Annotated in this window: 19 protein-coding genes and 2 pseudogenes; 9 read left to right on the top strand and 12 right to left on the bottom strand. The window is 72.9% G+C overall.

Translation table 11 applies throughout. The features are described from left to right. Positions 1-1,345: 1,345 nt before the first annotated feature. Positions 1,346-1,612: pseudogene (locus tag IE180_RS36850) on the bottom strand (HNH endonuclease); the annotation flags it as partial. Between the two features lie 92 nt (positions 1,613-1,704). On the opposite strand from IE180_RS36850, the gene IE180_RS31085 reads away from it, so the two are divergent. Further along, positions 1,705-3,060 carry a tetratricopeptide repeat protein gene (locus tag IE180_RS31085; RefSeq protein WP_190160293.1) on the top strand — a complete coding sequence of 452 codons (1,356 nt, stop codon included), beginning with the start codon at positions 1,705-1,707 and terminating at the stop codon, positions 3,058-3,060. A 970-nt stretch (positions 3,061-4,030) separates the two neighbouring features. Here IE180_RS31085 and IE180_RS31090 read toward each other — a convergent pair. From IE180_RS31090 to IE180_RS31105, 4 genes are all read right to left on the bottom strand, one after another. Then, a complete protein-coding gene (locus IE180_RS31090) occupies positions 4,031-4,477 on the bottom strand; it encodes an ATP-binding protein (protein WP_190160294.1) in 447 nt (148 codons plus the stop codon). Positions 4,478-4,632: 155 nt separating this feature from the next. Continuing rightward, positions 4,633-4,959, bottom strand: coding sequence for a hypothetical protein (locus IE180_RS31095; protein ID WP_190160295.1), 327 nt, complete (start codon positions 4,957-4,959; stop codon positions 4,633-4,635). Between the two features lie 234 nt (positions 4,960-5,193). Continuing rightward, positions 5,194-5,616, bottom strand: coding sequence for an STAS domain-containing protein (locus tag IE180_RS31100; RefSeq protein ID WP_190160296.1), 423 nt, complete (start codon positions 5,614-5,616; stop codon positions 5,194-5,196). Positions 5,617-6,604: 988 nt separating this feature from the next. Next, entirely contained in the window at positions 6,605-7,009 is a 405-nt protein-coding gene (locus tag IE180_RS31105) for a putative type II toxin-antitoxin system PemK/MazF family toxin (protein ID WP_190160385.1), read from the bottom strand. Positions 7,010-7,294: 285 nt separating this feature from the next. Between IE180_RS31105 and IE180_RS37690 the strand changes: the two genes are divergently transcribed. Further along, a protein-coding gene (locus IE180_RS37690) for an IS630 family transposase (protein WP_444545787.1) occupies positions 7,295-8,358 on the top strand; the annotation gives its coding sequence in 2 pieces (ribosomal slippage) (positions 7,295-7,738 and positions 7,741-8,358; 1,062 coding nt in all). Positions 8,359-8,375: 17 nt separating this feature from the next. Here the strand turns inward: IE180_RS37690 and IE180_RS31120 are convergent. Continuing rightward, on the bottom strand, positions 8,376-8,789 hold the full coding sequence (locus IE180_RS31120) for a hypothetical protein (protein ID WP_184931761.1): 414 nt from the start codon (positions 8,787-8,789) through the stop codon (positions 8,376-8,378). A gap of 419 nt (positions 8,790-9,208) precedes the next feature. Here IE180_RS31120 and IE180_RS31125 point away from each other — a divergent pair, with 419 nt between their 5' ends. Both IE180_RS31125 and IE180_RS31130 read left to right on the top strand, forming a co-directional pair. Further along, positions 9,209-9,574, top strand: a complete 366-nt coding sequence (locus tag IE180_RS31125; protein ID WP_190160299.1) for a hypothetical protein — start codon at positions 9,209-9,211, stop codon at positions 9,572-9,574. Continuing rightward, entirely contained in the window at positions 9,571-10,242 is a 672-nt protein-coding gene (locus tag IE180_RS31130) for a nucleotidyl transferase AbiEii/AbiGii toxin family protein (RefSeq protein WP_190160300.1), read from the top strand. Before IE180_RS31125 ends, IE180_RS31130 begins: the two co-directional genes overlap by 4 nt. 58 nt (positions 10,243-10,300) lie before the next feature. Here IE180_RS31130 and IE180_RS31135 read toward each other — a convergent pair. The 3 genes and pseudogenes from IE180_RS31135 to IE180_RS31145 all read right to left on the bottom strand — a co-directional run. Next, positions 10,301-10,552: pseudogene (locus IE180_RS31135) on the bottom strand (transposase family protein); the annotation flags it as partial. A gap of 94 nt (positions 10,553-10,646) precedes the next feature. Then, positions 10,647-11,129, bottom strand: a complete 483-nt coding sequence (locus IE180_RS31140; RefSeq protein WP_190160301.1) for a hypothetical protein — start codon at positions 11,127-11,129, stop codon at positions 10,647-10,649. Between the two features lie 7 nt (positions 11,130-11,136). Then, positions 11,137-11,589: a universal stress protein gene (locus tag IE180_RS31145; RefSeq protein ID WP_190160302.1), complete on the bottom strand. Its 453-nt coding sequence runs from the start codon at positions 11,587-11,589 to the stop codon at positions 11,137-11,139. A 212-nt stretch (positions 11,590-11,801) separates the two neighbouring features. Between IE180_RS31145 and IE180_RS31150 the strand changes: the two genes are divergently transcribed. The 3 genes from IE180_RS31150 (at position 11,802) to IE180_RS31160 (ending at position 15,793) form a co-directional block, all read left to right on the top strand. Then, complete coding sequence (locus tag IE180_RS31150; RefSeq protein WP_373302840.1) at positions 11,802-12,272, top strand: STAS domain-containing protein; 471 nt, start codon at positions 11,802-11,804, stop codon at positions 12,270-12,272. Further along, positions 12,247-12,696 (top strand): ATP-binding protein, encoded by a 450-nt coding sequence (locus IE180_RS31155; protein ID WP_190160304.1) that lies wholly within the window; start codon positions 12,247-12,249, stop codon positions 12,694-12,696. Before IE180_RS31150 ends, IE180_RS31155 begins: the two co-directional genes overlap by 26 nt. 142 nt (positions 12,697-12,838) lie before the next feature. Beyond that, on the top strand, positions 12,839-15,793 hold the full coding sequence (locus IE180_RS31160; protein ID WP_190160305.1) for a HAMP domain-containing protein: 2,955 nt from the start codon (positions 12,839-12,841) through the stop codon (positions 15,791-15,793). A 96-nt stretch (positions 15,794-15,889) separates the two neighbouring features. On the opposite strand, the gene IE180_RS31165 is transcribed toward IE180_RS31160, so the two are convergent. The 3 genes from IE180_RS31165 to IE180_RS31175 form a co-directional block, all read right to left on the bottom strand. Further along, the gene (locus tag IE180_RS31165) at positions 15,890-18,205 is read right to left on the bottom strand and encodes a SpoIIE family protein phosphatase (protein ID WP_190160306.1); all 2,316 of its coding nucleotides are present in this window, start codon (positions 18,203-18,205) and stop codon (positions 15,890-15,892) included. Positions 18,206-18,550: 345 nt separating this feature from the next. Beyond that, on the bottom strand, positions 18,551-18,793 hold the full coding sequence (locus tag IE180_RS31170) for a hypothetical protein (RefSeq protein WP_190160307.1): 243 nt from the start codon (positions 18,791-18,793) through the stop codon (positions 18,551-18,553). Between the two features lie 192 nt (positions 18,794-18,985). Continuing rightward, a complete protein-coding gene (locus IE180_RS31175) occupies positions 18,986-19,255 on the bottom strand; it encodes a DUF6213 family protein (protein WP_190160308.1) in 270 nt (89 codons plus the stop codon). Between the two features lie 282 nt (positions 19,256-19,537). On the opposite strand from IE180_RS31175, the gene IE180_RS31180 reads away from it, so the two are divergent. Both IE180_RS31180 and IE180_RS31185 read left to right on the top strand, forming a co-directional pair. Further along, positions 19,538-19,927 carry a hypothetical protein gene (locus IE180_RS31180; RefSeq protein ID WP_190160309.1) on the top strand — a complete coding sequence of 130 codons (390 nt, stop codon included), beginning with the start codon at positions 19,538-19,540 and terminating at the stop codon, positions 19,925-19,927. Positions 19,928-20,006: 79 nt separating this feature from the next. Further along, the gene (locus IE180_RS31185) at positions 20,007-21,893 is read left to right on the top strand and encodes a transketolase (RefSeq protein WP_190160310.1); all 1,887 of its coding nucleotides are present in this window, start codon (positions 20,007-20,009) and stop codon (positions 21,891-21,893) included. Positions 21,894-21,984: the final 91 nt, after the last annotated feature.

Here is a 21,984-nt window from a genome sequence, read left to right on the forward strand (position 1 = left end):
GGACTCAACACTTCCGTCCGGGCGATCCTGATGGTGTTCCGTTCCTCCGTTCATCCCTCTGGATCAATCACTTGCCAAACGGGAACTGCGTACTGCTGTTACTGCGAACTGCTTGTACCGCTTGTACTGCTGGTGTTGCGAACTGCTGGTGGCCTCTCACAGCGCCACTTCGGCAGCCAGCCCCGTCGCCCGTCCTGCGTCTGCTCCGGCTTGGAACCCCACTGCCGAACTTCCCGGTGCGCGCGTCCGCAGCCAACGCCTTCACCAGGGGTACTGCGCACTGACTTCACTGCGGGGTACTGCGCACTGCACTCACGGGTACCGCACCTGCCATGACCGCGGTCCCGTGTCGGCGGCCCCTGATCACCGCGGGCCACCCGGTGCGGCCGCCAGTCCCGTCGCCGTCCTGCAACAACCCTGGCTTCGAAACTCCGCCGCCGCACCGTCCTGCGAACTGCAACCACCTGTACTGCTGGTACTGCTTGCCGGCAGTTCGTCTCTGCCAGGCCCTGCTGTCCTTCTTGGCTACGAGAGAAACCATAGCCCCGACACCGACCAATGTCTACTCTGGCCGGTGTAGATTTTTGCGGGTGAGAAGGTGAGGTAATCGACCTCGGCCAGTGACTCGTGTGGGGTGCTGGGCGGCCGCCCAGGGGTGACTGCCGTATGTCGGGACAGAGGAGCAGTCAGTGGAGAACCGGCTGCTCCGTAGGAGCGGAGGGGCCGGTCCGCCTTCTTCTCGGAGCGGTTGAACGGTTGCGCCCAGCAGCTGCCTGTCCTCCTCGGTTTGCTGCTCCCCCTGTGGAACATGCGGTTCGGGCGGCTTGGCACGCCTGGCGTACCAAGCACCAGCTCTGGTCCGACGAGATGATCCGGTCCGGTGGGTCCGGGACGGTCCGGTTCCGCGACGACTGCGGTGAGCAGTTCCGGCCGAAGGGCGAGGGCGTCCCGGACTGGCGCACGCGCACGGTCCGCGGGGAACGACTTGAGGCGCGGCCTTCGTGACCGTCCGGCAGGACCTGGCGCCCGGCGCGGACACCCTGCTGATCGCCGAGGTCGTCGGCACGCTCAACGCCGCCGAGCACGACCCGACGGCCGGCGCCGATGCCCGCCCGCACTCCCTGGACAAGCGGACCGCGCTGCTGCACCGGCTGCTCGACGGCACCGGCCGTTCCGCGGTCGGTGATGCCGATGGTGGCGTACGCGGCGTCGAGGACCTGGCGGCGCCGCTCGGCCTCGGCGGCGCCGATCCAGTAACGCTCGCCGCCCGGCCCGAAGGCCGCCTCGTGCGCCCGGTGCGTGTAGCCGCCGTGTCCCATGGGGCGGTGCACAGCTGCTCGTTGACCACGGCGGTCGGCTCGCAGGCCTCCGCGTACACCGCGAGCGCCCGGACCTCGTCCCGGTCCGCAGCCAGGCCCCGGCAGAGCTTCGTCGCCGTCCACTCGTCGACGTACCGGCGGTGCGCGTCGGGCAGCGGCGGTGGCGTCCACTGGGCCGGGTCCTGGTCGGCCTTCGACCGGTTCGTGCGCGCGGTGACCGCGACGAGCAAGGCGTCCGCGCCCTGGTCGTTGGCGTACGCCTCGCGGTGCTTGGCGTCCCAGGCGCTGGCGCCGACTGGCGGGGAGCGTCCTTCCGTCTGTGGTGCATTCGAAACCGCCGGTGGGGTCGGCAAGGTGTCAGGGGTGAGCGCTATGGTGCGTGGCCGTGGACGCTTCTGATCTTGACCACCGGGCCCGGACGCGGTCCGGCTGCATACCGCCGGAGCTGGTCTCGCGGCTGCTCGAACGCGGCCATGCCGACATGGTGGAGCTGCAGGCCGGACGCGGGGAGTGGTTCTGCGCGCTGGCGTGGGCCCGGGTGCTGGGTGAGCAGGGACGAGAGGCGGACGCGTCGGAGGTGCTCGCCCCGTACGTGGCAACGGGCTGGTGGACGGCCGTTGTCGCCGCGGCCGAGTTGTTGGAGGGCTGGGGCCGTATCGACGAGGCGATCGAGATCACCCGGATCCGCATGGAAGCCGGGCACCCGATGGCTTTGGAGGCCTACACGAGGCTGCTCGCCCGGCACGGCCGCGCCGAGGAGGCGTTCGACCTGCTCGTGCCGCACGTCGACGACGGGGTGCTCGCCACCGCCCTGGTCGACGTCGCCTCCGTCGCCGGCCGCGACGAGGAGGCTGCCGCGCTGCTCGTCGGCCGGATTCGGGCCGACCACTGCTGCGACGGCCCATGGTGCTGCCGCGGCCTCGACCCCGACACGCTGCTCGGCCTGCTCGCGACGACCCGGGAGCGCCAGGGCTGCATCGACGAGGCCATCGCCCTGCTCCACCGCCGGCAGATCACGTCGGTCAACAGCCGGGACCAGCTCGCCGACTTGTTGGCCCGGCACGGCCGGATCGAGGAACTGCGTGCCTACGCCGCGCTGGACGGACATGAGGAGGCCCTCCAGCGGCTGGCGGAGCTGCTGGAGGAGGGGGACGATCTGGAGGGCGCGATCGCCGTATACGGGCAGGCTGACGGTCCCGCGGCCCGGAACCCGAACTCGGCCTACGAGCTCGCGCAGCTCCTGGCTCGACACGGACGGGGCGGAGAGGCGATCGCCGTGATGCGCGCCCAGGCCGACGCCCACCACAGCGACGACTGGATTCTCCACGCCTTGTCCGAGCTGTGCCTCGACCAAGGTTGCCCCGCCGACGGCCTGGCCCACCTCGACGCCCTCGACGCCCGGCGCGGGGGTGGGGGCGAGTGGGAGCTGTTCTGGATGCGGTTGCCGCTGATCGCCGCCTGCGGCGGGGTCGACGAGGGGGTGGAGCAGGCCCGGGCTCACCCTGAGGGCAACACCTGGTACGCGGCGAAGCACATCGCCCGCCTCCTCGCCGGCGCTGGGCGCACCGAGGAAGCCGTTGCCGTCCTTCAGCAGCACGACCGCAGGAACAGCCACGACCTGGCCCACCACCTCGTCGATCTCGGCCGCGTCGAAGAGGCCATGGCTGTCCTTCAGCACATCAGCCCCCCGTCACCGCTCGTGCCGACGGCACGCCTGTGGTCCGAGGAGCCACCGTTCTGAGGCTCTGACAGAGCCCGGGCACTCACGGCACGTCACCCCATGGTTGAGGGGACGACCTTGCGGTTGACGGCCGCCCGCGGTGGTGGAGATCCGCTCGACGGTGGCCGGGACCTCCGTGTGGAACCAGCGGTCACCGTCGGCGCCGGCGGGCATCGACGGCGGCGTCCGCTCCTGCTCCTTGCCGGGTGTCGCGACGACGGGAGAGGCGACGGCCATCGTGGTGACGGAAGGCTCGGCTGCACCGACACCGTCCTTGAGGCCGTCACCGACGCGAACTCCACCTGGGGTGGATGCTCACGCGATCCCCGGCCAGAAGTTCACGATCTTCCCCAGGGGAATCCCGGAGTCCGCACCGTGGGCGCTCCCCACGAGAGGTGGAACACCTACGTCCGCAATCGCCTTCGTCTCGGCCGAACGCCGGTCGGCCGAGACCGTCGGCCCCGCCCCGGCCGAGAACCCCGTTCGCTCACCGGTCTCTTCCGTTCTCGAACACGGCCAGTTCTTCGGACGTGCCGCCGAACGCGGGCCCGCAGTTGGGCGGCAGTCGCTCCCGACCATCGCGATCGCCTCCTGCGCCGTATCGGCCCTCCCGACCTTCTGAGTCCGCGAAGGTCCCTCGACGTAGTACGGCCCGACGGTGCGCGGGCTTTCGTGCGGCAGGAGTACGAGCGAGGGCGGCGCTCCGAGGAAGAGGCCCACGCCGCCCGCTCGGCCTCCTGAGCACTCATGGCCGGGGTCGCGACCACAGCCACAGGCACGGCGCCGGCTCCGCAACGGCCCCGGCGCCGGTCGGACCACGGCGCAGTGAGCACGTACCGCCCGTCCGGCGCCGGACAGGCTCCAGATGGACGGGGGGGAGAGGGAGATGCTCGGACGGTCCCAGGGACGCTGCCATGCGCCGAGTACGCGGATCGCGCGCGCATGGGTGGCGGTGCAGTCGCTTCCCTCCGGAGGCTTGATCCCTGCGCCCTCACGCGTCGTCGGCCAGCCCGATCGCTGTGGTGATCCGTTTGCCCACGGGTTCGCGGGAGACCGCGAAGCTCTGACCGAGGGCCATGACGATCTCCAGCCCGTGCTGCCCGATCCGGTTCGGGTCGGGAGCGAGAATCGCCGGCGGCGTCGGATTGCTGTCCCACACGCTCACCTCGACCGCGCCGCCGTTGACCTCCAGCGTCATGAGACAGGGGCCGGGCGCGTACTTGCGGGCATTGGTCACCAACTCGCTGACGACGAGCTGCACCACGCTCATCACGCGCCCGGACACCGGCAGACCGTGAACGGCCTGCACGTCGGTGAGGAAGGAGCGGGCGAGGTCGCGGGCGACGGCGATGTCCTCGCTGCCCTCGAACGCCCCGGACACCGAGAGGACATCCCCCAACGGCGACTGCCGTTCCCCGCTGCTTGCCGTCTGCTGCATGCTGACCAGCCTTGTCCCTGTTCACCCAGTCTGCCGCGACCCGCTTACCCCCGAACCCTCACCTCACACATCCGGCGATCACAAGTCGCCCCGGCGGGTCTCGGCGTCGTCGCCCCTGCCGAGCGGCACCGCTCCGGAACAGGCCTTCGCCGGGGTCAGGTCCTCGCGGGCACAGTTGCCGTCGGCGGTTCCAGGTGGCCGTGCAGGACGGCGGCCAGCTCCCGGGCCCTCGCCTCACTGTTCACACCGCGCAGGACGAAGCCGACGGGGCCGGCGTAGACGTCCGAGCGGACCTCACCGGCCCGGACCAGGCGGAGGACGGCGCTGCGGGCGGCGTCGTCGATGGCGTGTCCCGGGCCGGCCGGCTTCGTCATCTCGCCGGCCCCGAGTTCGTCGCCGGACTCGTCCGGGCTGGGCGGGCCGCTCGGGAACGTGAACCGTCGGTCGCGCGGTGGTCCCGGGACGACGCCGATCAGCGGCATGTGTGCGGCTCGGGGAGAAGGTGGTGTGGGGTCCGCGGACGGACACGGCCCCCACACCTTCCCGTGTCTATGCCGTGGAGCACAGGGACGGGGGCGCCAGGCGGCAGTGTATCAGGGTTCTGCGGGGCGTGGGCCGGGAAGGCCGGGCGGGGCGGCGGTGCCGTGCTTGCCGGGGTTCCCGGTGCACCAGGAGGACCGCCGCGAGCATCGGGCCGCAGGTCAGGAGCATGAACGTCATGACGTGACCGCTGCCGTCGGGGAACCGGCCCGGTTCGGGGCCTGTCTTGCCGCGGTGGACGCGTTCAGGAGGCGCTGAACGGCCCGGGAGCGGTTCGCGAGTCTGAGGCGGCGTCCGTGCCGGGGCCACCAGCGGAGGACGGCGAGGAAGCCGGAGTCGCAGAAGGTGACCCGCGAGGTGTCCAGGACGAGGCCGGTGCAGCCGTGGTCGGCGGCCGAGGCCAGCAGCGCCCCCAACGGTGCGACGCTGGAGCGGTCGATCTCTCCGGCGAGGTGGACGATCAGGGTGCTGCCGAGGGTGGTGCAGGAGCCGATGCTTATGACGCCGGGCGCGGTGTCCGCGCCCGAGTCGTGCACGACGGGAGGGGCGGGGGCGGCGAGGGTCGCGGGCAGTATCGGGGCGGTGGTCGAGGTACTCACACCCCCATGAACGCCTCCCACCCAGGTCCGGGAAACGAGCCACGCGGCCCCTTCACCCCATGTGACCAGCACCGGTCCCCGGCAAGAGGGAAAGATTCCACCCGGACGAGGCATGCGGGCGTTTGCGGCGCGACCGCTGGTTCCAAGATCGCGGGTGCGGTTCACCGCACGGGCGCCTTCCGTCGTCTTCACCGCGGCCGGCGCGCTCGGCACGCCCTGCGCCAGCCCCCCGTGCGGGCCTGGCGCAGGGCGTGGGCCCAGGTGGCATCCTGGGGGCGACGGCGAGAACGGCCGGGAGGCCGAGGGCGGTGATTCCGGGCAGGGCAGAACAAGTCGGAACCCCGCTCGCGGCCATCCCCGCGGCCCGGGCCGGCGTTGTTCGAAGCGGCATCACCCGTGGGAGTCACGGCTGCTGCGGCGTCTTGCGCGGACATCTCGCCGCGGGCTTCGACGGGGCCGGGCCCGTGCGCGTCCGGCCGCGCGTGGGAAGACGCCCCCGCACCCTTTCGCCGAGGGCCGGCCGGAGGCATCACCACCCGTACGACGCACCTGCTGACCCACTGCGCCAACGCGCTCGCCGCCGGGGGCCGGTGCGGCGCGGAACAGCGACCCCGATGCCCCGGGCCGCCCTCGCCCTCACCGAAGACCGTCGCCGCAGCACCGGCGAATCCCACCAAGCCCTCCCCCCACTCCTCACGGACGCCGGCCAGCCGCTGACCATCCCTGCGGCCCGCCCTCCGGAGCAGGCACGGTTGGAGGCAGCGGTGTTTCTCGCCTGCTGCAAGATCGGCTGCCTCTCCGCGCACCCCCTGGGCATCGTCCAGGTGCCTCCGGAAGAAGACCGCCTCCCCCTTCGGCTCCTCGACGAGCCGTACATCGTCCCCTACTGGGCCGAGTTCCTCCTTATCCCGATGGTGGGGGCGTCGAGGCGGCGGATCATCTCGCCCGAGCTCGCCCATGCCCTCGCGGGCGTCGGCTCCTTCTCCGTCTACCCGAGTTCACCGCGACGGAGGGCGTCCCTCATCTCGCTGAGCTTCGCGGTCGTTGCCGGGGTCCGCTCCTGTGCCTGTTCAGCGATTCGGAGGGCATCGTCGATCTCGCTGAGCTTCCTGGAGGACAGGACGGCCGCCCGTTCTATCAGGTCGTCCCGGGACACGGTGGTCAGCCACGTGCACGGGGTGAAGCCCGGACGAGGGAACGCGAGCCGCAACACGCCTTCGAGCGGCAGCCCTTCACCGGCGCCGACCGTCACTTCGATGCCCAGGCCACTGATGTCGAGGCCCGCCGGAGCGACGACCTGCATCACCTGGAACCCGGACGCGTCGTCTCCTGACAGCAGTACGACCAACCTCCGCTCGTCGAACCGGACCCACCAGACTTCGCCACGTTGCACAAGCCCTCCGATACACAGGACGGCGGTCAGACGCTGCGCGACCTGACGCGGTGTGGAGACGGGTGCGGCCACCGTTGATCATCGGTGCGCGAAGACGAACGATCATGCGGTGGCTGCAGGTCACAGCGTAGACCTCGCCTGCCGGCAGGACGCGTTCGAGGGCCTGATGGGCCGGATAGCAGGACGCTTCACAGGGGTCGAACCCCGGTGCCTACTGAACTTGATTGGGTGATGTCGGGGATGTTTGCCTGACGTCGGCCTGTCGGCTGAGGTAGCTGTGGGGCTGTGAGGTACGCGCAGGGCGGCGGGCTGACCGACGCCGAGAGAGCCGCGCGGGAGCGGATCCGGCTGCAGGCCGTGGAACGCTTCGAGGGCGCGGAGAAGAACCGAGAAATCGCTGCCGCGCTGCGAGTGAGCGAGCGGCCGGTGGAGCGGTGGCGCCGGGCTTGGCGCGAGCGAGGCGAGGCCGGGATCCTGTCGAAGGGATCGCCCGGACGTCCCAGGCTCAGCTCCGTTCAGATCGCGCGGCTGGAGCGGGAGTTGGAGCGTGGACCACTGCTCCACGGCTGGGCCGATCAGCGGTGGACGCTGGCGCGAGTCAAGACGCTGATCGGTCGACTGTTCCACGTTTCCTACACGGTGGAAGGCACGTGGCGGCTACTGAAGCGGCACGGCTGGTCGTGGCAGCAGCCCACCCGCCGGGCGATCGAGCGCGACGATGCGGCGGTTGACCTGTGGAAGAAAGAGGTCTGGCCACGGGTAAGAGCTGTGCGGCGGCGTGTAACGGCTGGATCGTCTTCGAGGATGAGGCCGGCCAGTCGATGACGCCGCCGCGCTCTCGCACCTGGGGACGGATCGGCCGAACCCCGGTCGTCCGGGTTCGCGGCCGAGGCTCCGGACGGGTGTCGATGGCGGGTATGACCTGCTGCAGGCCGGGCGAGCGGTCCCGGCTGATCTACGCCATCCGCGAGTACCGAGGGCGCAAGGGCCAGCCGAAGGGCTTCGGCTGGCGGGACCTCCGCGGCCTCTTGGGGCGTGCCCGCATCCAGCTCGGCGAACCGATCGTGCTGGTCTGGGACAACGTCCGCCTCCACCTGACCGCCGGGATGCGGAAGTTCATCGCCGCGAATGCCGCCTGGCTCACCGTGTTCCAACTCCCCACCTACGCGCCAGACCTGAACCCGCAGGAGGGCATTTGGTCGCTGGTCAAACGCGACATCGGCAACCTCGCCGCAGCCGACCTGGGCCAGATCGCCAGGGCCGTGAAGCGCGGGCTCAAGCAGATCCAGTACCGCCCTGATCTCGTCGACAGCTGTCTTGCGGGCACCGGCCTCATCACGGACGACTGACCGGCGCTGCGGATTCGTCAGTCGCCGTAGTACCGGTCGTAGGAGGCGGAGCGCTCCTCCACTGAGAAGCCCTCGAATTCACCGTCTGCCTCGAGCTCGCGCAGTCGATCCAGAGCCGCTGCCGCAGCAGGTGCACAGTTGGCCGAGAGGTGGGCCTTCGTCGCGTCGAGCCCGTGCCCGAGTAGGAATTCGATGTCGATCGAGCACGCTGCGTCGAAGCTGGCTTGCTTCGCACTCCAGATCAGGAGCACGTCGTCGACGTCGCCGCTGTTGAACAGATAGAAGCAGCAGAGCCTCATCAGCTCGGTGTCGCCCTCGCCCTGGGAGCGTCGCTCACGCGCCGTGTGCTCCCGGAGGAGTGTACGGATCTCGTCGAGGTCCGCGTCGACGGGGCGCAGCCCATAGCGGCGCCAGCATTCCTCGACGTCCATCACTGGTCTCCCTGATCGTCCGGCCCGGCCCGGTGCCTATCGGCCCCACCCATCGCCGTTCGGTCGGACGACGGCCCTCTGCGGGTCACAGTATGCACACCGAGGGCCGGCCCATGTGGGTCGGCGGTCACCGGCGCAGGTGACCGATGGCGCACGCCACCCGACATCACCCAATCAAGTTGAGTAGCTCGGGACCACCTCCGCAGGCGCAGGGAGCAGTCGATCACTCCGACCAACGGGCAGAGCCTGCAGGGGCCGTCCCCGCAGGCACGGGGAAACGGGTCGGGGGCAGCCGTCGCAACGCCGGTATGAGCCTGCCGGGACGGTACGCGTCCCATCCTCCCTGAACAGGCACGGGGAACCCGTGAAAGCCTCCCGTCACATGGCCCCCGTCCGGCACGGCACGCCATAATCAGGCTATGGCTCCTTCCACCGCCGCTCCCCCGACGTCGGCTTTCGACGTGCTGCGCACGCGCTACAGCAGACGGCTCCCGGCCCGGCTGGAAGATCTTCGCGGCCCCACCCAGGGCACCGTCGACCTGCCGCCGCACGTCGTCTGGTCGGGACGGCGCAGCTACCAGCTGGAAGGCACCCGCTCGCGGATGAGCCTGTACCGCACCGTGCTCGCCGAAGGCCAGCGGGAAGACCTGGAGGCCGTCCTCGACCGGGACCTGCTGATCAGCCAGTGGCCCGTCCTGCGCACTCTTGTCAGCCGCCCGCTGCGCGACGCGTGGGAAGCCGCCTTTCCCGAGCTCGCCGCCGCCCGGGACGCCTCGGTCGCGTGAACCTGGACGACCTGCACCGCCGACTGCTGGCCGACGTCCTCGCCCTCGGCGCTCCCTACCCCCTGGTCATCACCGGCGGCTACGCCGTCCAGGCCCACGGCCTGGTCCACCGGCTCAGCCAGGACCTGGACGTGGCCACCGAGAACCCTGCTCCGATGACGGAGATCGTCCGCACCATCGGCGCAGGCCTTACCGGGCGCGGCTGGTCAGTGAGGCAGATCGAGACCGACCCCCTTTCCGGCCGGCTCCTCGTCACCGACCCCGCCACTGACGAGCAATGCGAAGTCGACATCCTCAAAGAGACCTTCTGGGCCCCGCCCGCCGCCACCGAGTACGGACCCGTCCTCTCCCTCGATGACGTGATCGGCACCAAAGTCCGCGCCCTCGCCGACCGCGGCGCGGTCCGCGACCTCATCGACATCCATGCCGCCTCCCTCCAGCGCACCAATGCCGAACTCGAAGCCCTCGGCCGTCGCCACGCCCGGTACGAGTTCAACCTCCACGACCTGCGCGACCGCCTCGCAGGCGCCGAATGGTGGGACGACCAGGACTACACCGACTACGGCCTCACCCCCACCCGGATCACCGACCTCAAAACCTGGGCGCTGACCTGGGCCACCGACCTCGATACACGACTCCTGACCGAAAACCCACCGGACGACACCTGAAGGGTGTTGCAGAAGGTTGCGTCCGGGCAGGTCGGGGCGGGTTCCGGTGCCGGTCCGGTCATGCGGCGAGGGCGAGGTTGTGCATGGGGGCGACGGCCTGGACCGCGTGGTGGAGGCCGTCGCCGCGCTGTCGGCGGTCGCGGAGGATCTTGTAGTGCTTCATGCGGGCGAAGGCGTGCTCGACGCGGGCCCGGACCTTGCGGTGTCCGGCGTTGCCCTCCTCCTCGCCCGGCAGCAGGGCCCGTCCGGGGCGTTTGGGGTGCAGGACGACCGGGCCGGTGTTGATGTAGGCGCCGTCGGCCGGCACGGAGCCGTTCGGAGTCTCCGGCCCGGGAGGGGGACGGCCGGACACACCGGGGCGGAGCCGCTCAGGGCCGTCGATCCCGGAGGGGCGGGGCCACGGGTCACGCCGGGACGGGGCCGTTCGGGGTCTCCGGCGCGGGAGGCGGGGTGGCGGGCGTACGCGGCGGGGGCGCGGCGCGCTCCGGTCCGGCCGGCCGGACCGGCTGGTGGACGAGGCGGAACCGGTGGTGCTCCCGGCCGAGCACCCGCCCGGTGGAGTCGGTGAAACGGCCCGTGACCTCGTAGACGCCGCAGTTGCCCCGGCCGACGGGCAGCCGCTCGGGCGGCAGGTGGACCTCGTACGGCCCGCCCGCCCGGTATCCGCCGAGCGTGGTCCTGGTGGTGCCGATCACCCTTCCGGCGTATCTGCGGGTCTCCTCGAAGACCAGTCCGTCGACCGCCTCGCCCACGCGGAAGGCGAGGGCGACGCTCATCGTCCCGCCTTCGGGGACCTCGACGGGGTCGCCGTCCCCGTCCAGGGGCAGCACGGCCGTCCCCCGCTCCTCCTGGGCCAGGCTCACGCGCGTCAGCTCGAAGGGTGCCATGACGTCCTCACGTCCTCTCGGTGGCGTCCGGGCGGACGATGACGACGGGGCAGGGCGCGTGCAGGGCGCACTGCTGGCTGACGGAGCCCAGGAGCAGGCCGGTGAACCCGCCCCGGCCCCTGCTGCCCACCACGAGGAGTTCCGCGCCCGACGCCGCCCTCGTCAGGGCCTCGGCCGGGTTGCCGCGCACCACGTGCTCGCGCAGCCGCACGTCGTCGGCGCCCACGAGGACGGTCTGGATCTCGTCGGCCAGCGCCCGCCGCGCCTGGGTGCCGTCGAAGCCGGTGTCCACCGGCGGGGCCGACCAGCCCGCGACTCCGGGCAGCTCGTACGCCGCCACCGCGTCCACGGCGGCCCCGGTCAGCCGGGCGTGGCGCACCGCCCACCGCAGCGCCTCGTAGGAGGCCGGGGACCCGTCGATCCCGACCACCACGCGGCGATCCTGGCCCTCGGCGTCCATGCTCGGCTCCCTCCTGCTCCCCGGCGGCTACCCCGGGGGCGGAGCCGTAGACCCCGGGAGGGGACGAACGCGCTCCGGATGTCAGAAACGGGAGAAAAAGGGCAGGAGTGGGGTAGGAGCTTCCGGCCACGGAGGCATCGGGCGCCAGGGGTGTCCGGCACCAGAGGTATCCGGATTCACGCACGAGGAGACGGGTGAGCCCCATGGAGGCTGTGAGCCGAACGGAAGGGGCGAGGTCCTCGCGGGAGGACCGTCTCCTGGTGGTGAGCCGGCACGGCGGACATCCCGGGACCGTCCTCCTGACACTCGACGGCGAACTCGACCACGACACCGTGAAACCCCTCCGGAAGGCGCTGCAGGAGAGCACGGGCGCCGCGCGCGTCGTCGTCGACTGCACGGGCCTGCGGTTCTGCGACTCGACCGGCCTGAACGTGCTCCTGCGGACACGGCTGCGGCTGCTCACCGAGGGGGGTCGGGTGGATCTGGCCGGGCTGCGGCTGCCGGTGCGCCGCATCTTCGAGATCACCGGGGCGCTGAACGTCTTCCGGGTGTACGACGACGCCGACTCCGCCCTCGCGGACACCGGCACCGGAAACTGGCACCAGGAAGATTCCGCGCCGCGTGATTCGGCGGGCGGGACCGGGGAAGCAGCCCGTCATGACCGGCCCGCACATCCGGCATGAGACCACTCGTACCCGCCGCTACGAGCTGGCGGAGGGCGACGGGGTGGTACGGGAGTGCCGTGATCTCGCCCAGCGGGCCCTGAGCGAATGGTTCGGGGCCGCCGGGGAGCCTGGGCGGGTCCCCGTCCAGGACGCCCTGCTGCTGGTCTCCGAGGTCGTCACCAACGCCTCCACCCACGGCGGCGTCCCCTACGAACTGCGGCTCGACGGCGCCGACGGCCGGCTGCGGGTCCAGGTCAGCGACACCAACCCGGCGCGCCCCCGGCCCCGCGGGCGGCACCACCCGAGCCTCCCCTCCGGGCACGGGCTCTACCTCCTGGAACGGCTGGCGGCGGCCTGGGGCTGCGTCCCCCGGGCCCGCGGCAAGGCCGTCTGGTTCGAGGTGGAGGTGGCGGCCCGGCCCGACGGGGCGGCCCCGGCCTGATCGGCAGGACGCCCCCAGGGCCTGATCCGAAAGACGGGCCCCGGAGCCCGACGGGGCGGACCCGGCCTAGAGTGGAGGGTGATGCAGGACCCCGGCGCCCCCTGCGCCCGGGCAGTGCCACCCTCCCTCTGCGAGGTCGTTCATGGCAGAGCACGGTTCCACCCCGGACGCGGCGGCGCCGCGGACGGAACTCGGCCAGGACGGCCTCGGGCAGCTGCTCGCCGGGCTGACCGCCGTGCGGGAGGGAGACCTGTCCGTCCGGCTCCCCGTCTCCGCGGACGGCATCCTCGGCGAGATCGCCGGCGTCTACAACGACATGGTCGGCCACCTCTCGCTGGTCACCTCCGAGGTCACCCGGGTGGCCGACGAGGTCGGTGCCCAGGGGCTGCTCGGCGGCCGGATCCGCGAACCCCGTTCGCGCGGGGTGTGGAGCGAGCTCACCTCCAACGTCAACACGATGGCCGACAACCTCACCTCCCAGGTCCGGTCCATCGCCCAGGTCGCCACGGCCGTCGCCGGCGGGGACCTCACGCGGAAGATCCGGGTGGACGCGCGCGGCGAGATCCTGGAGCTGAAGGAGACCATCAACACGATGGTCGACCGGCTGTCCTCCTTCGCCGAGGAGGTCACCCGGGTCGCCCGCGAGGTCGGCACGGAGGGCAAGCTCGGCGGCCAGGCCACCGTGCACGGCGTCTCCGGCACCTGGAAGGACCTCACCGACAACGTCAACTCCATGGCCGACAACCTCACCAACCAGGTGCGGAACATCGCCCAGGTCACCACCGCCGTCGCCCAGGGCGACCTGACCAGCCGGATCGACGTCTCGGCGCGGGGCGAGATCCTCGAACTCAAGACCACCATCAACACGATGGTCGACCAGCTGTCCTCCTTCGCCGCCGAGGTCACCCGGGTCGCCCGCGAGGTCGGCACGGAGGGCAAACTCGGTGGCCAGGCCGAGGTGGAGGGTGTCTCCGGCACCTGGAAGCGGCTCACCGAGAACGTCAACGAGCTCGCCGGGAACCTGACCCGCCAGGTCCGCGCCATCGCCGAGGTCACCAGCGCCGTCGCCGAGGGCGACCTGACCCGGTCGATCACCGTGGACGCCCCCGGGGAGGTCGGGGACCTGCGCGACAACATCAACTCGATGGTCGAGTCGCTGCGCGCCACCACCCGGGCCAACGAGGAACAGGACTGGCTCCAGACCACGCTCGCCCGGACCACGGGCCTGCTGCAGGGCACCCGGAGCCTGCCCGAGATCGCCGAGTTGATCATGGCCGAGGTGCCGCCGCTGATCGGAGCCCAGTACGGGGCCTTCTTCCTCGCCACGGACGGCGAGAAGGGCACCGAGCTCGTCATGACCGCCTCCTACGGCTCCCCCGACGACCCGGACGCCCCTCCGCGCCGCTTCCGGCTCGGCCAGTCCCTCGTCGGGCAGGCCGCCCGGGACCGGCACGCCCTCGTCGTCGAGCGCGTGCCCCCCGGATACGCAACCATCGCCTCCGGCGTGGGATCGGGCGACCCGGGCATGCTGGTCGTCCTGCCCGTGGTGGTCGAGGACCAGGTGCTCGGCGCCGTCGAGTTCGCCTCGCTGGCCCCTTTCTCGTCCCTCCGGCGGGAGTTCCTCGACCGGTTCGTGATCAGCGCGGGAGCCGTCCTCAGCTCCCTGGTCGCCAACCTGCGCACCGACGAGCTCCTCGGCCAGTACCGTCAGCTCGCCGACGAACTCAGAGCCAGGTCGAAGGAGTTGCAGACAGGGCAGCAGGAACTCCAGCGGTCCAACGCCGAGTTGCAGGAGAAGGCGGCGCTCCTGGCCGACCGCAACAGGGACATCGAGTCGAAGAACCTCGTCATCGAGCAGGCGCGCCAGGAGCTGGAGGCCCGGGCCCAGCAGCTGTCCCGCACCTCCATGTACAAGTCCGAGTTCCTCGCCAACATGAGCCACGAACTCCGCACCCCGCTCAACAGCCTGCTCATCCTCGCGCGGCTGCTCGCCCAGAACCCCGAGGGGAACCTGACGGAGAAGCAGGTCGACTACGCCGAGGTGATCCACTCCGCCGGCTCCGACCTCCTCCAGCTGATCAACGACATCCTCGACCTGTCGAAGGTCGAGGCGGGCAAGATGGACATCAGGCAGGAGCCGTTCCCCCTCAGCCAGTTGATGGAGTACCTGGAGGCGACCTTCGGGCCGGTCGCCGACGAGCGCCACCTCCGGTTCACCGTCACCCTGGCGGACGACCTGCCCGAGACGCTGAACAGCGACGAGGCGCGCATCCGCCAGATCCTGCGCAACCTGCTCTCCAACGCGCTGAAGTTCACCGAGGAGGGCAGCGTCTCGCTCGCCGTCGAGCACGCCTCCTCCGCCGAGGTCCCGCCGTCCCTGGCCGGGGCCGGACACGTCCTCGCCTTCCGGGTCACCGACACCGGCATCGGCATCCCCGCCGAGCAGCTCCAGCACGTCTTCGAGGCCTTCCAACAGGGCGACGGCACGGCCGCCCGGCGGTACGGGGGCACCGGACTCGGGCTGTCGATCAGCCGGGAGGTGGCCGGCCTCCTCGGCGGGGCCATCCAGGCGCAGAGCGTCGCGGGCCGGGGCAGCACCTTCACGTTCTACCTGCCGGTGCCCCGCCCCGCGGAGCTCGCCGCGGCCGGGGCGGCCTCCACCGCGCGGGCGCGGACCGCCCCCGGCTTCTCCCCCGGCGGCCGGGCGGACGCCCTGGACGGGCTGGCGGGCCGGACCGTGCTGGTGGTGGACGACGACGTCCGGAACGTGTTCGCCCTCACCGCGGTCCTCGAAGGGCACGGACTCCGCGTCCTCACGGCCGACGGCGGTCGTGCCGGCCTCGAGGTGCTCGCCGCGCACGACGAGGTCGCGCTCGTGCTGATGGACGTCATGATGGCCGGGATGGACGGTTACTCGGCGATCAAGGCCATCAGGCGGCTGCCGGGCCGGGCAAGCCTCCCCGTCATCGTGGTCACCGCGAAGGCGATGCCGGGAGACCGCGCCCAGGCCCTCGCGGCGGGTGCCGACGACTACGTGTCGAAGCCGGTCGACGAGGAGGAGCTGATCGGCAAGGTCCGCGGCTGGTTCGCCGGCTGAAGCGCGCCGGCCCCTCGCGGAGCGCCCCTTGCGGAGGGGCCCTCGCGGAGCGGCCCTCGCGGAGGGGCCCTCGCGGAGGGGCCCGGGCGGCGTGCCTCACCGAGCCGGTGGCCGGCCCCGGACCCGTACGGCGACGAGGCTGGTGTCGTCGTCGGTGTCCCCGGCCGCCGTGGCGAGCAGGGCGTCGACGAGGGTGTCCGGCGCGTGGCCCGCGAGCCGCTCCGCCTCCGCGGCGAGCCGCGCCACGCCCTCGTCGAGGCCGTCGTGACGGCGCTCGATCAGCCCGTCGGTGTACAGCAGCAGGGTGTCCCCCGGGCGCAGCCCGATCCGCTGCTCGTGGTAGGCGTACGACGGCACGGCGCCGAGCAGCACGTCCCGGGGCGGTTCGAGCAGCCGCGCCCCGCCGTCCCTGAGCAGCACCATCGGCAGGTGTCCGGCGCTCGTCCAGAGCAGGCCCCGGTCCTCGGGGTCGTACAGGGCGCAGACGGCGGTCGCCGTGACGCCGCCGCCCGTGCGCAGGGTCACCTCGTTGAGCCACCCCATCAGCCGCCGGGGCGAGTGGCCGGTGAAGGCGAGCGCCCGCTGGGCGTTGCGGAGCGCCACCATGCCCGTGACGGCGTCGATGCCGTGGCCCGCGATGTCGCCGACGGCCACGAGGATCTTGCCGCCGGGCAGGGCGAGCACGTCGTACCAGTCGCCGCCGACCCGGTACTCCTCCGCCGCCGGCCGGTACCGGGTGGCCACCACCAGGTCCCCGGGCATCTCCTGGAGGCCGGGAACCTCGGGCACGATCGCCTGCTGGAGCTGGAGCGCCAGCTGGTGGCGCAGCTCCGCCTGGTCGTGCAGGGCGGTGAGGTGGTCGAAGGTCGCGGCGAGCGCGGCCTCGGTCCTGCGGCTGTCCGAGACGTCCTGGTACACCCCGGCGAGGCCGGTGACGGTGCCCCGGGCGATCAGCGGCTCGGCCGCCACCCGCACGTGGCGCACGATCCCGTCGGGGAGCACGATCCGCAGGACCGTCTGCCCGCCCGTCTGCCGCTCGGTGAGGGTCGCCACCAGGCCGGCGAGGGCCTCCCGGTCTTCCGGGCGCACCCGGTCGCGCAGCTCCGCGAGCGGCACCGGCGGCTCGTGCCGCGCCATCCCGAAGATGCCGTACGCCTCCGGTGACCACACCGTCCCGCCTCCGGTCAGGCTGTCCTGGAAGGGCGCCACGCTCTGCAGCCGGGCGACCGCCCGGGCCGCGGCGAGCCCGGGAGCGCCCTCGGTGTGCCACATCACCACGGCACGTTCCCCACCGGCCGGCAGCACCCGCACGTCGAGGAGCGGTGGCGGGTCCCCGGGCACGCCGGTCACCGGCAGGCGGGCGGCCCGCTGGGTGCGCGCGGTGCCGGTGGCGCGCCGTGCCAGGCGTGCCAGGTCGGCGTGGACGAGGGGGAAGGCGCGGGCCAGGGAGGTGTCGCTGCCCGAGGAGGTGCCGCCGAGCGCGGCGGCACCCTCGTGGTTGAGGTGCTCCACGGTCGGCTCCCCCGAGGTGCCGGGCACGGCGAGCAGCATCGCCGGCTGGGCGAGGGAGTCGAGGACGTCGACGAGGACGGGGACGGCGGACGGCGGCGAGTCGGCGGTGTCGAGCACGGTGCCCGCCACGCCCATGAGGCCGGTGACGGCCCGGCGGGCCGTCGCGTCGAGCGTCGTCGGGCCCGGCCAGCCGACGAGTGCGAGGCCGACGGTCCTGTCGCGCCGGCGCAGCGGGAGCAGGGCGCGGGCGGCGCGGGCGGTGGGCCCGGGCAGGGGTTCACCGGCGGGCGGGCCCTCCTCCAGCCAGACCGGGGCGTTCTCGGCGAGGACGGCGCGGAACGCCTCGGGGGCGGCGGGCGGGATCCACTGCCAGGCGGCGGCCTCGCCGGCTCCCGCGCCCGCGGAGCCGGCGAGCCGCAGACAGCCGCGGTCGACGCACCGCCACAACCAGAGGCTGTCCGCGCCGAGCGGGGCGAGGCCTTCCTCCAGGAGGGTGCGTGCCGCCTCGCCGACCGTGTCGGCGGTCTCCGCGGCGGCGGCCGCCCGGCGGGCCCGGCGCCCCTCGCCGGGGCGCTCGACGGGCTCGTCCTCGCGTGCGGGGGCGTCGCTCTCCGGGGGGACGGTGACGCCGGGCCCGGCGTCACCCGCGGCCGCGTTCACGATGTCCGCGGCGAGGTCCTCCGCGGACAGGCCGGTCGCCTGTGCGAGGGCGGAGAGGTGATCGGCCGCTTCACGGGGGGACAGCCGCAGTTGGGCGGTGAGGGCGCCGGCGGCGAGGTCGAGCAGGTGGCGTCGGGCGAGCCGGTCCCGCAGCCAGCGGTTCTCGGCGGCGAGCGCGGGGAAGGCGCGGTCCGCACGGGCGACGGGCGGGGACCCCGTGGGGTCTGCGGAACCGGTCAAGTGGACCTCCGTCCCGCCTGGGTGCGGGCGTCCGGAGCCTGCGGGTGGATCCGTTCCGGAGTCTACTCGCGCGTTCGCGTTCGCGTTCGCGTCCGTGGCCGCTCGCGGGCGGCGGGCTCGGGCGGGCTCCCGTCCCCCGCACGGTCCTCGCCCGCGCGCTCGCCCACCCGGCGGTCGCGGACGCGGCCCGGGGTGCCGCGCCGGAGCCGGTGGAAGCAGGGGGTGTGCCGGTCCGCGGCCCCATGGGGCCCGCCCCCGGCAGGTGGGGCCCGCCCCCGGCAGGCCGGCCGGCCCGTACGCCCGGTCTGCCTTTCCCGTCGGGCGCGCCCGGCCCTCCCCGTCCCGTCAGTCGGCCGGCTCGCCCGGCGCGGGGTGTTCGGGGTGGACGGTGCCGTCGTGCACCCGGCCCCGGGGGCCCGTGCCGGCCTCGTCGGTGTCCGGTGCCCCTCCCCCGTCGTCCCCCTCGGGGACGGGTACGGACAGCGGGTCGTCCGCCGTGGCCTGCTGGTCCTCGGGATCGCGGGGCAGCGGCTCGCCCGGACGTGGCTCCTGTTCCTCGCCCGTCCTTGTCTCCTCGTCTTCCGGCATCCTGCTCTCCTCGCTTGCGGCCCCCGGTTCACGGGGGCGTTCCTCCGACCTCGCGGTTCACGGGGGCGGCCCTCCGGTCTCCCGGTTCACAGGGGGGTCCAGGTCGCCTCGGTTCACAGGGGGCCAGGTTCCCCCAGTTCACAGGGGCGGCCAGATCCCCCCGGTTCACGGGGGTCGCCCGGTCCCCCCGGTTCACAAAGGCGGTGGAACGCCTCCGTCCCTCCCGGCCTCTCCCTCCTCGCTGAGCGGCATGAGCGCGATGCACTCGGCGTCGATCCTGTCGGCGACCTCCGTCAGCGCGCCGACCAGCGCCTCCACCGTCTCCGGTTCGAGGCCCGAGTCGTCGGCGTCGGCGGAGTCCAGCCAGTGGGACGCGAGGTGTCGCAGCAGGAGGGTCACTTCTTCGGCGGGGAGCAGGAGAGGGCCGCCGGGGACGTGGACGAGGGACATCGACGCGTTCATGGGGAACCGACCTCCGCGGTACGGGACGAGCAGTCAGGGCGCCGGGTCCGCCTTCTCCCGAGGGGCCCGAGGAGCGGGCGGGCTTCCGGTCCCGTCGCTTCCCTCCCGACCGACTACCCGGTGCCCGGTCCCGTACGCGCGGGTGCCGTGCGCGCGGGTGCCGTGCGCCCGTGCCCCCCACGCGTGAGCGCCGGACCGTCCGGGTAGACGCGGGGCCGAAGGAGGGTGGGGCGGCGGAGGAACGCGCCGGACACGGGGAGGTCAGCGGAAGGACGTACGACCATGCTGTTCCTGCTGGGTCTGCTGCTTCTCGGGGCGACCGGCGCCTTCATCGGGCTGGCCGTCTCGGAGAACACCGGAGGCCCCGACCAGACCGTCATGATGCTGGACCACCGGATCGCCACGATGAACGGCCTCGCGATCTTCCTCGCCGGCGTGACGCTGACCGTGATCGTCGGCCTCGCCTGCGCGATGATGGCGGCGGGCGCCGCACGGGCCCGGCGCCGCCGGGCCCTCGGACGTCGCGCCCAGGAGCCGGCGGAGTCGCGGTCCCACCCGCGGGAGCGCGATCCCCACGAGGAGCGGGACGCGGCGCCGCCCCGCACGGAGGACGACACCACGGCCGCCGGGGGGCAGCGCCCCCGCCGCCACCATTTCCGCTTCGGGCACTGACGGCGCCCCCCTGCGCGCCGGCCCGCCCCGGGGGGGCGGAGGCGGCGTGGGACCCCGCACGGTCGGAAAGGACCCGGTCATGACCGCACCACCCACCACCCCCACCACGCTCGGCCCCGACAGCGACCTCTCCCAGGTCTTCGAACTCGCCCAGCAGCTACGGGTGGACTCGGTGCGCGCCAGCACGGCCGCGGGCTCCGGCCACCCCACCTCCAGCCTGTCGGCGGCCGATCTGATGGCGGTCCTCATGGCCCGCCACCTCCGCTACGACTGGGCGGCGCCCGACAACCCGGACGGCGACCACCTGGTCTTCTCCAAGGGTCACGCCTCGCCCCTGCTGTACGCGATGTTCAAGGCGGCCGGGGCGATCGGCGACGACGAGCTGATGACGACGTACCGGCGCTTCGGCCACCGCCTCCAGGGCCATCCCACGCCCGAGCTGCCCTGGGTCGACGTGGCCACCGGCTCCCTCGGCCAGGGCATCGGCTACGCGGTGGGGATCGCGCTCGCGATCCGGGACCTGGAGCGGCGGTCCTCCCGGGTGTGGGTGCTGTGCGGTGACAGCGAGACCGCCGAGGGCTCCGTGTGGGAGGCCCTCGACAAGGCCGGGCACCACCGGCTGGCCAACCTCACCGTCCTGCTCGACGTGAACCGCCTCGGCCAGAGCGGACCCACCGAACTGGAGTGGGACACCGCCACGTACGCCCGCCGCGTCGAGGCCTTCGGCTGCCGGGCGATCGAGGTCGACGGCCACGACCTGGAAGCGATCGACCTGGCCCTGGCCGAGGCCGCCGACGGGCAGGCGCCCACCGTCGTCGTCGCCAGGACCGTCAAGGGCCGTGGCGTGGCGGAGGTGGCCGACAAGGCGGGCTGGCACGGCAAGGCGCTGCCCGAGGACCTGGCGGCGCGCGCCGTCGCCGGACTCGGCGGCGTCCGCGACCTGCGGGTGCGCGGCCCCCGTCCGCCCGCGCACCCCGGTTCCGCCCGTCCCGACGGCCGACGGGCCGGCCCGGTGCGGCCGCCCCGCTACGAGGTCGGCGACGAGGTCGCCACCCGGGTCGCCTTCGGCGCCGCCCTGACCGCCCTCGGCGCCCGCCCCGAGGTCGTCGCCCTGGACGCCGAGGTCGGCAACTCGACCCACGCCGAGGAGTTCGGGAAGGCCCACCCGGACCGGTACTTCCAGACGTACATCGCCGAGCAGCAGATGATCGCGGACGCCGTCGGCATGGCCGTGCGCGGCTTCCGCCCGTACGCCACGACCTTCGCCGCCTTCCTCACCCGCGCGCACGACTTCGTCCGGATGGCCGCCGTCTCGCGGATCACGATGGCCCTGTGCGGGACGCACTGCGGGGTCGAGATCGGCGCGGACGGCCCTTCGCAGATGGGGCTGGAGGACCTCGCCATGATGCGCGCCGTCCTCGGCTCCACCGTGCTGTACCCCTCGGACGCCACCTCCGCGGCGGCCCTGACCACGGCCATGGCGGACCTGGACGGGATCTCCTACCTGCGCACCACCCGCGGGGCGTACCCCGTCCTCTACGACGGTGACGAGACGTTCCCGGTGGGAGGGTCGAAGACCCTGCGCGAGAGCGCGGACGACCGGGTCACGCTGGTGGGCGGCGGTGTCACCCTCCACGAGTGCCTGGCGGCCGCCGAGGAGCTCGCCGCCGACGGGGTACGGGCCCGGGTCGTCGACCTGTACTCGGTCAAGCCCGTCGACGTGGGCACCCTCGCCCGCGCGGCCCGGGAGACCGGCGCGCTCGTCGTCGTCGAGGACCACCATCCCGAGGGCGGGCTCGGCGAGGCCGTCCTGTCGGCCCTCGCCGTGGCCGACGCGCATCCGGCCTTCGCCCACCTCGCCGTCACGGAGCTGCCCGGCTCGGGCACCACCGGGGAACTCCTCGACGCGTGCGGCATCTCCCGTGCCCAGGTCGCCGGGGCCGCCCGGGCACTGGTCGCGCGGTAGGCGCCCGCCGACCCCGGCCCTCGGCGCCCGGCCCCGGCGCCCGGTCGTGAATTCCTTCTTTCCGATGATTTCTCCCTGTTGGGCGGGCCCT

It is taken from the genome of Streptomyces litmocidini (assembly GCF_014649755.1).
GTDB classification, from domain to species: domain Bacteria; phylum Actinomycetota; class Actinomycetes; order Streptomycetales; family Streptomycetaceae; genus Streptomyces; species Streptomyces litmocidini.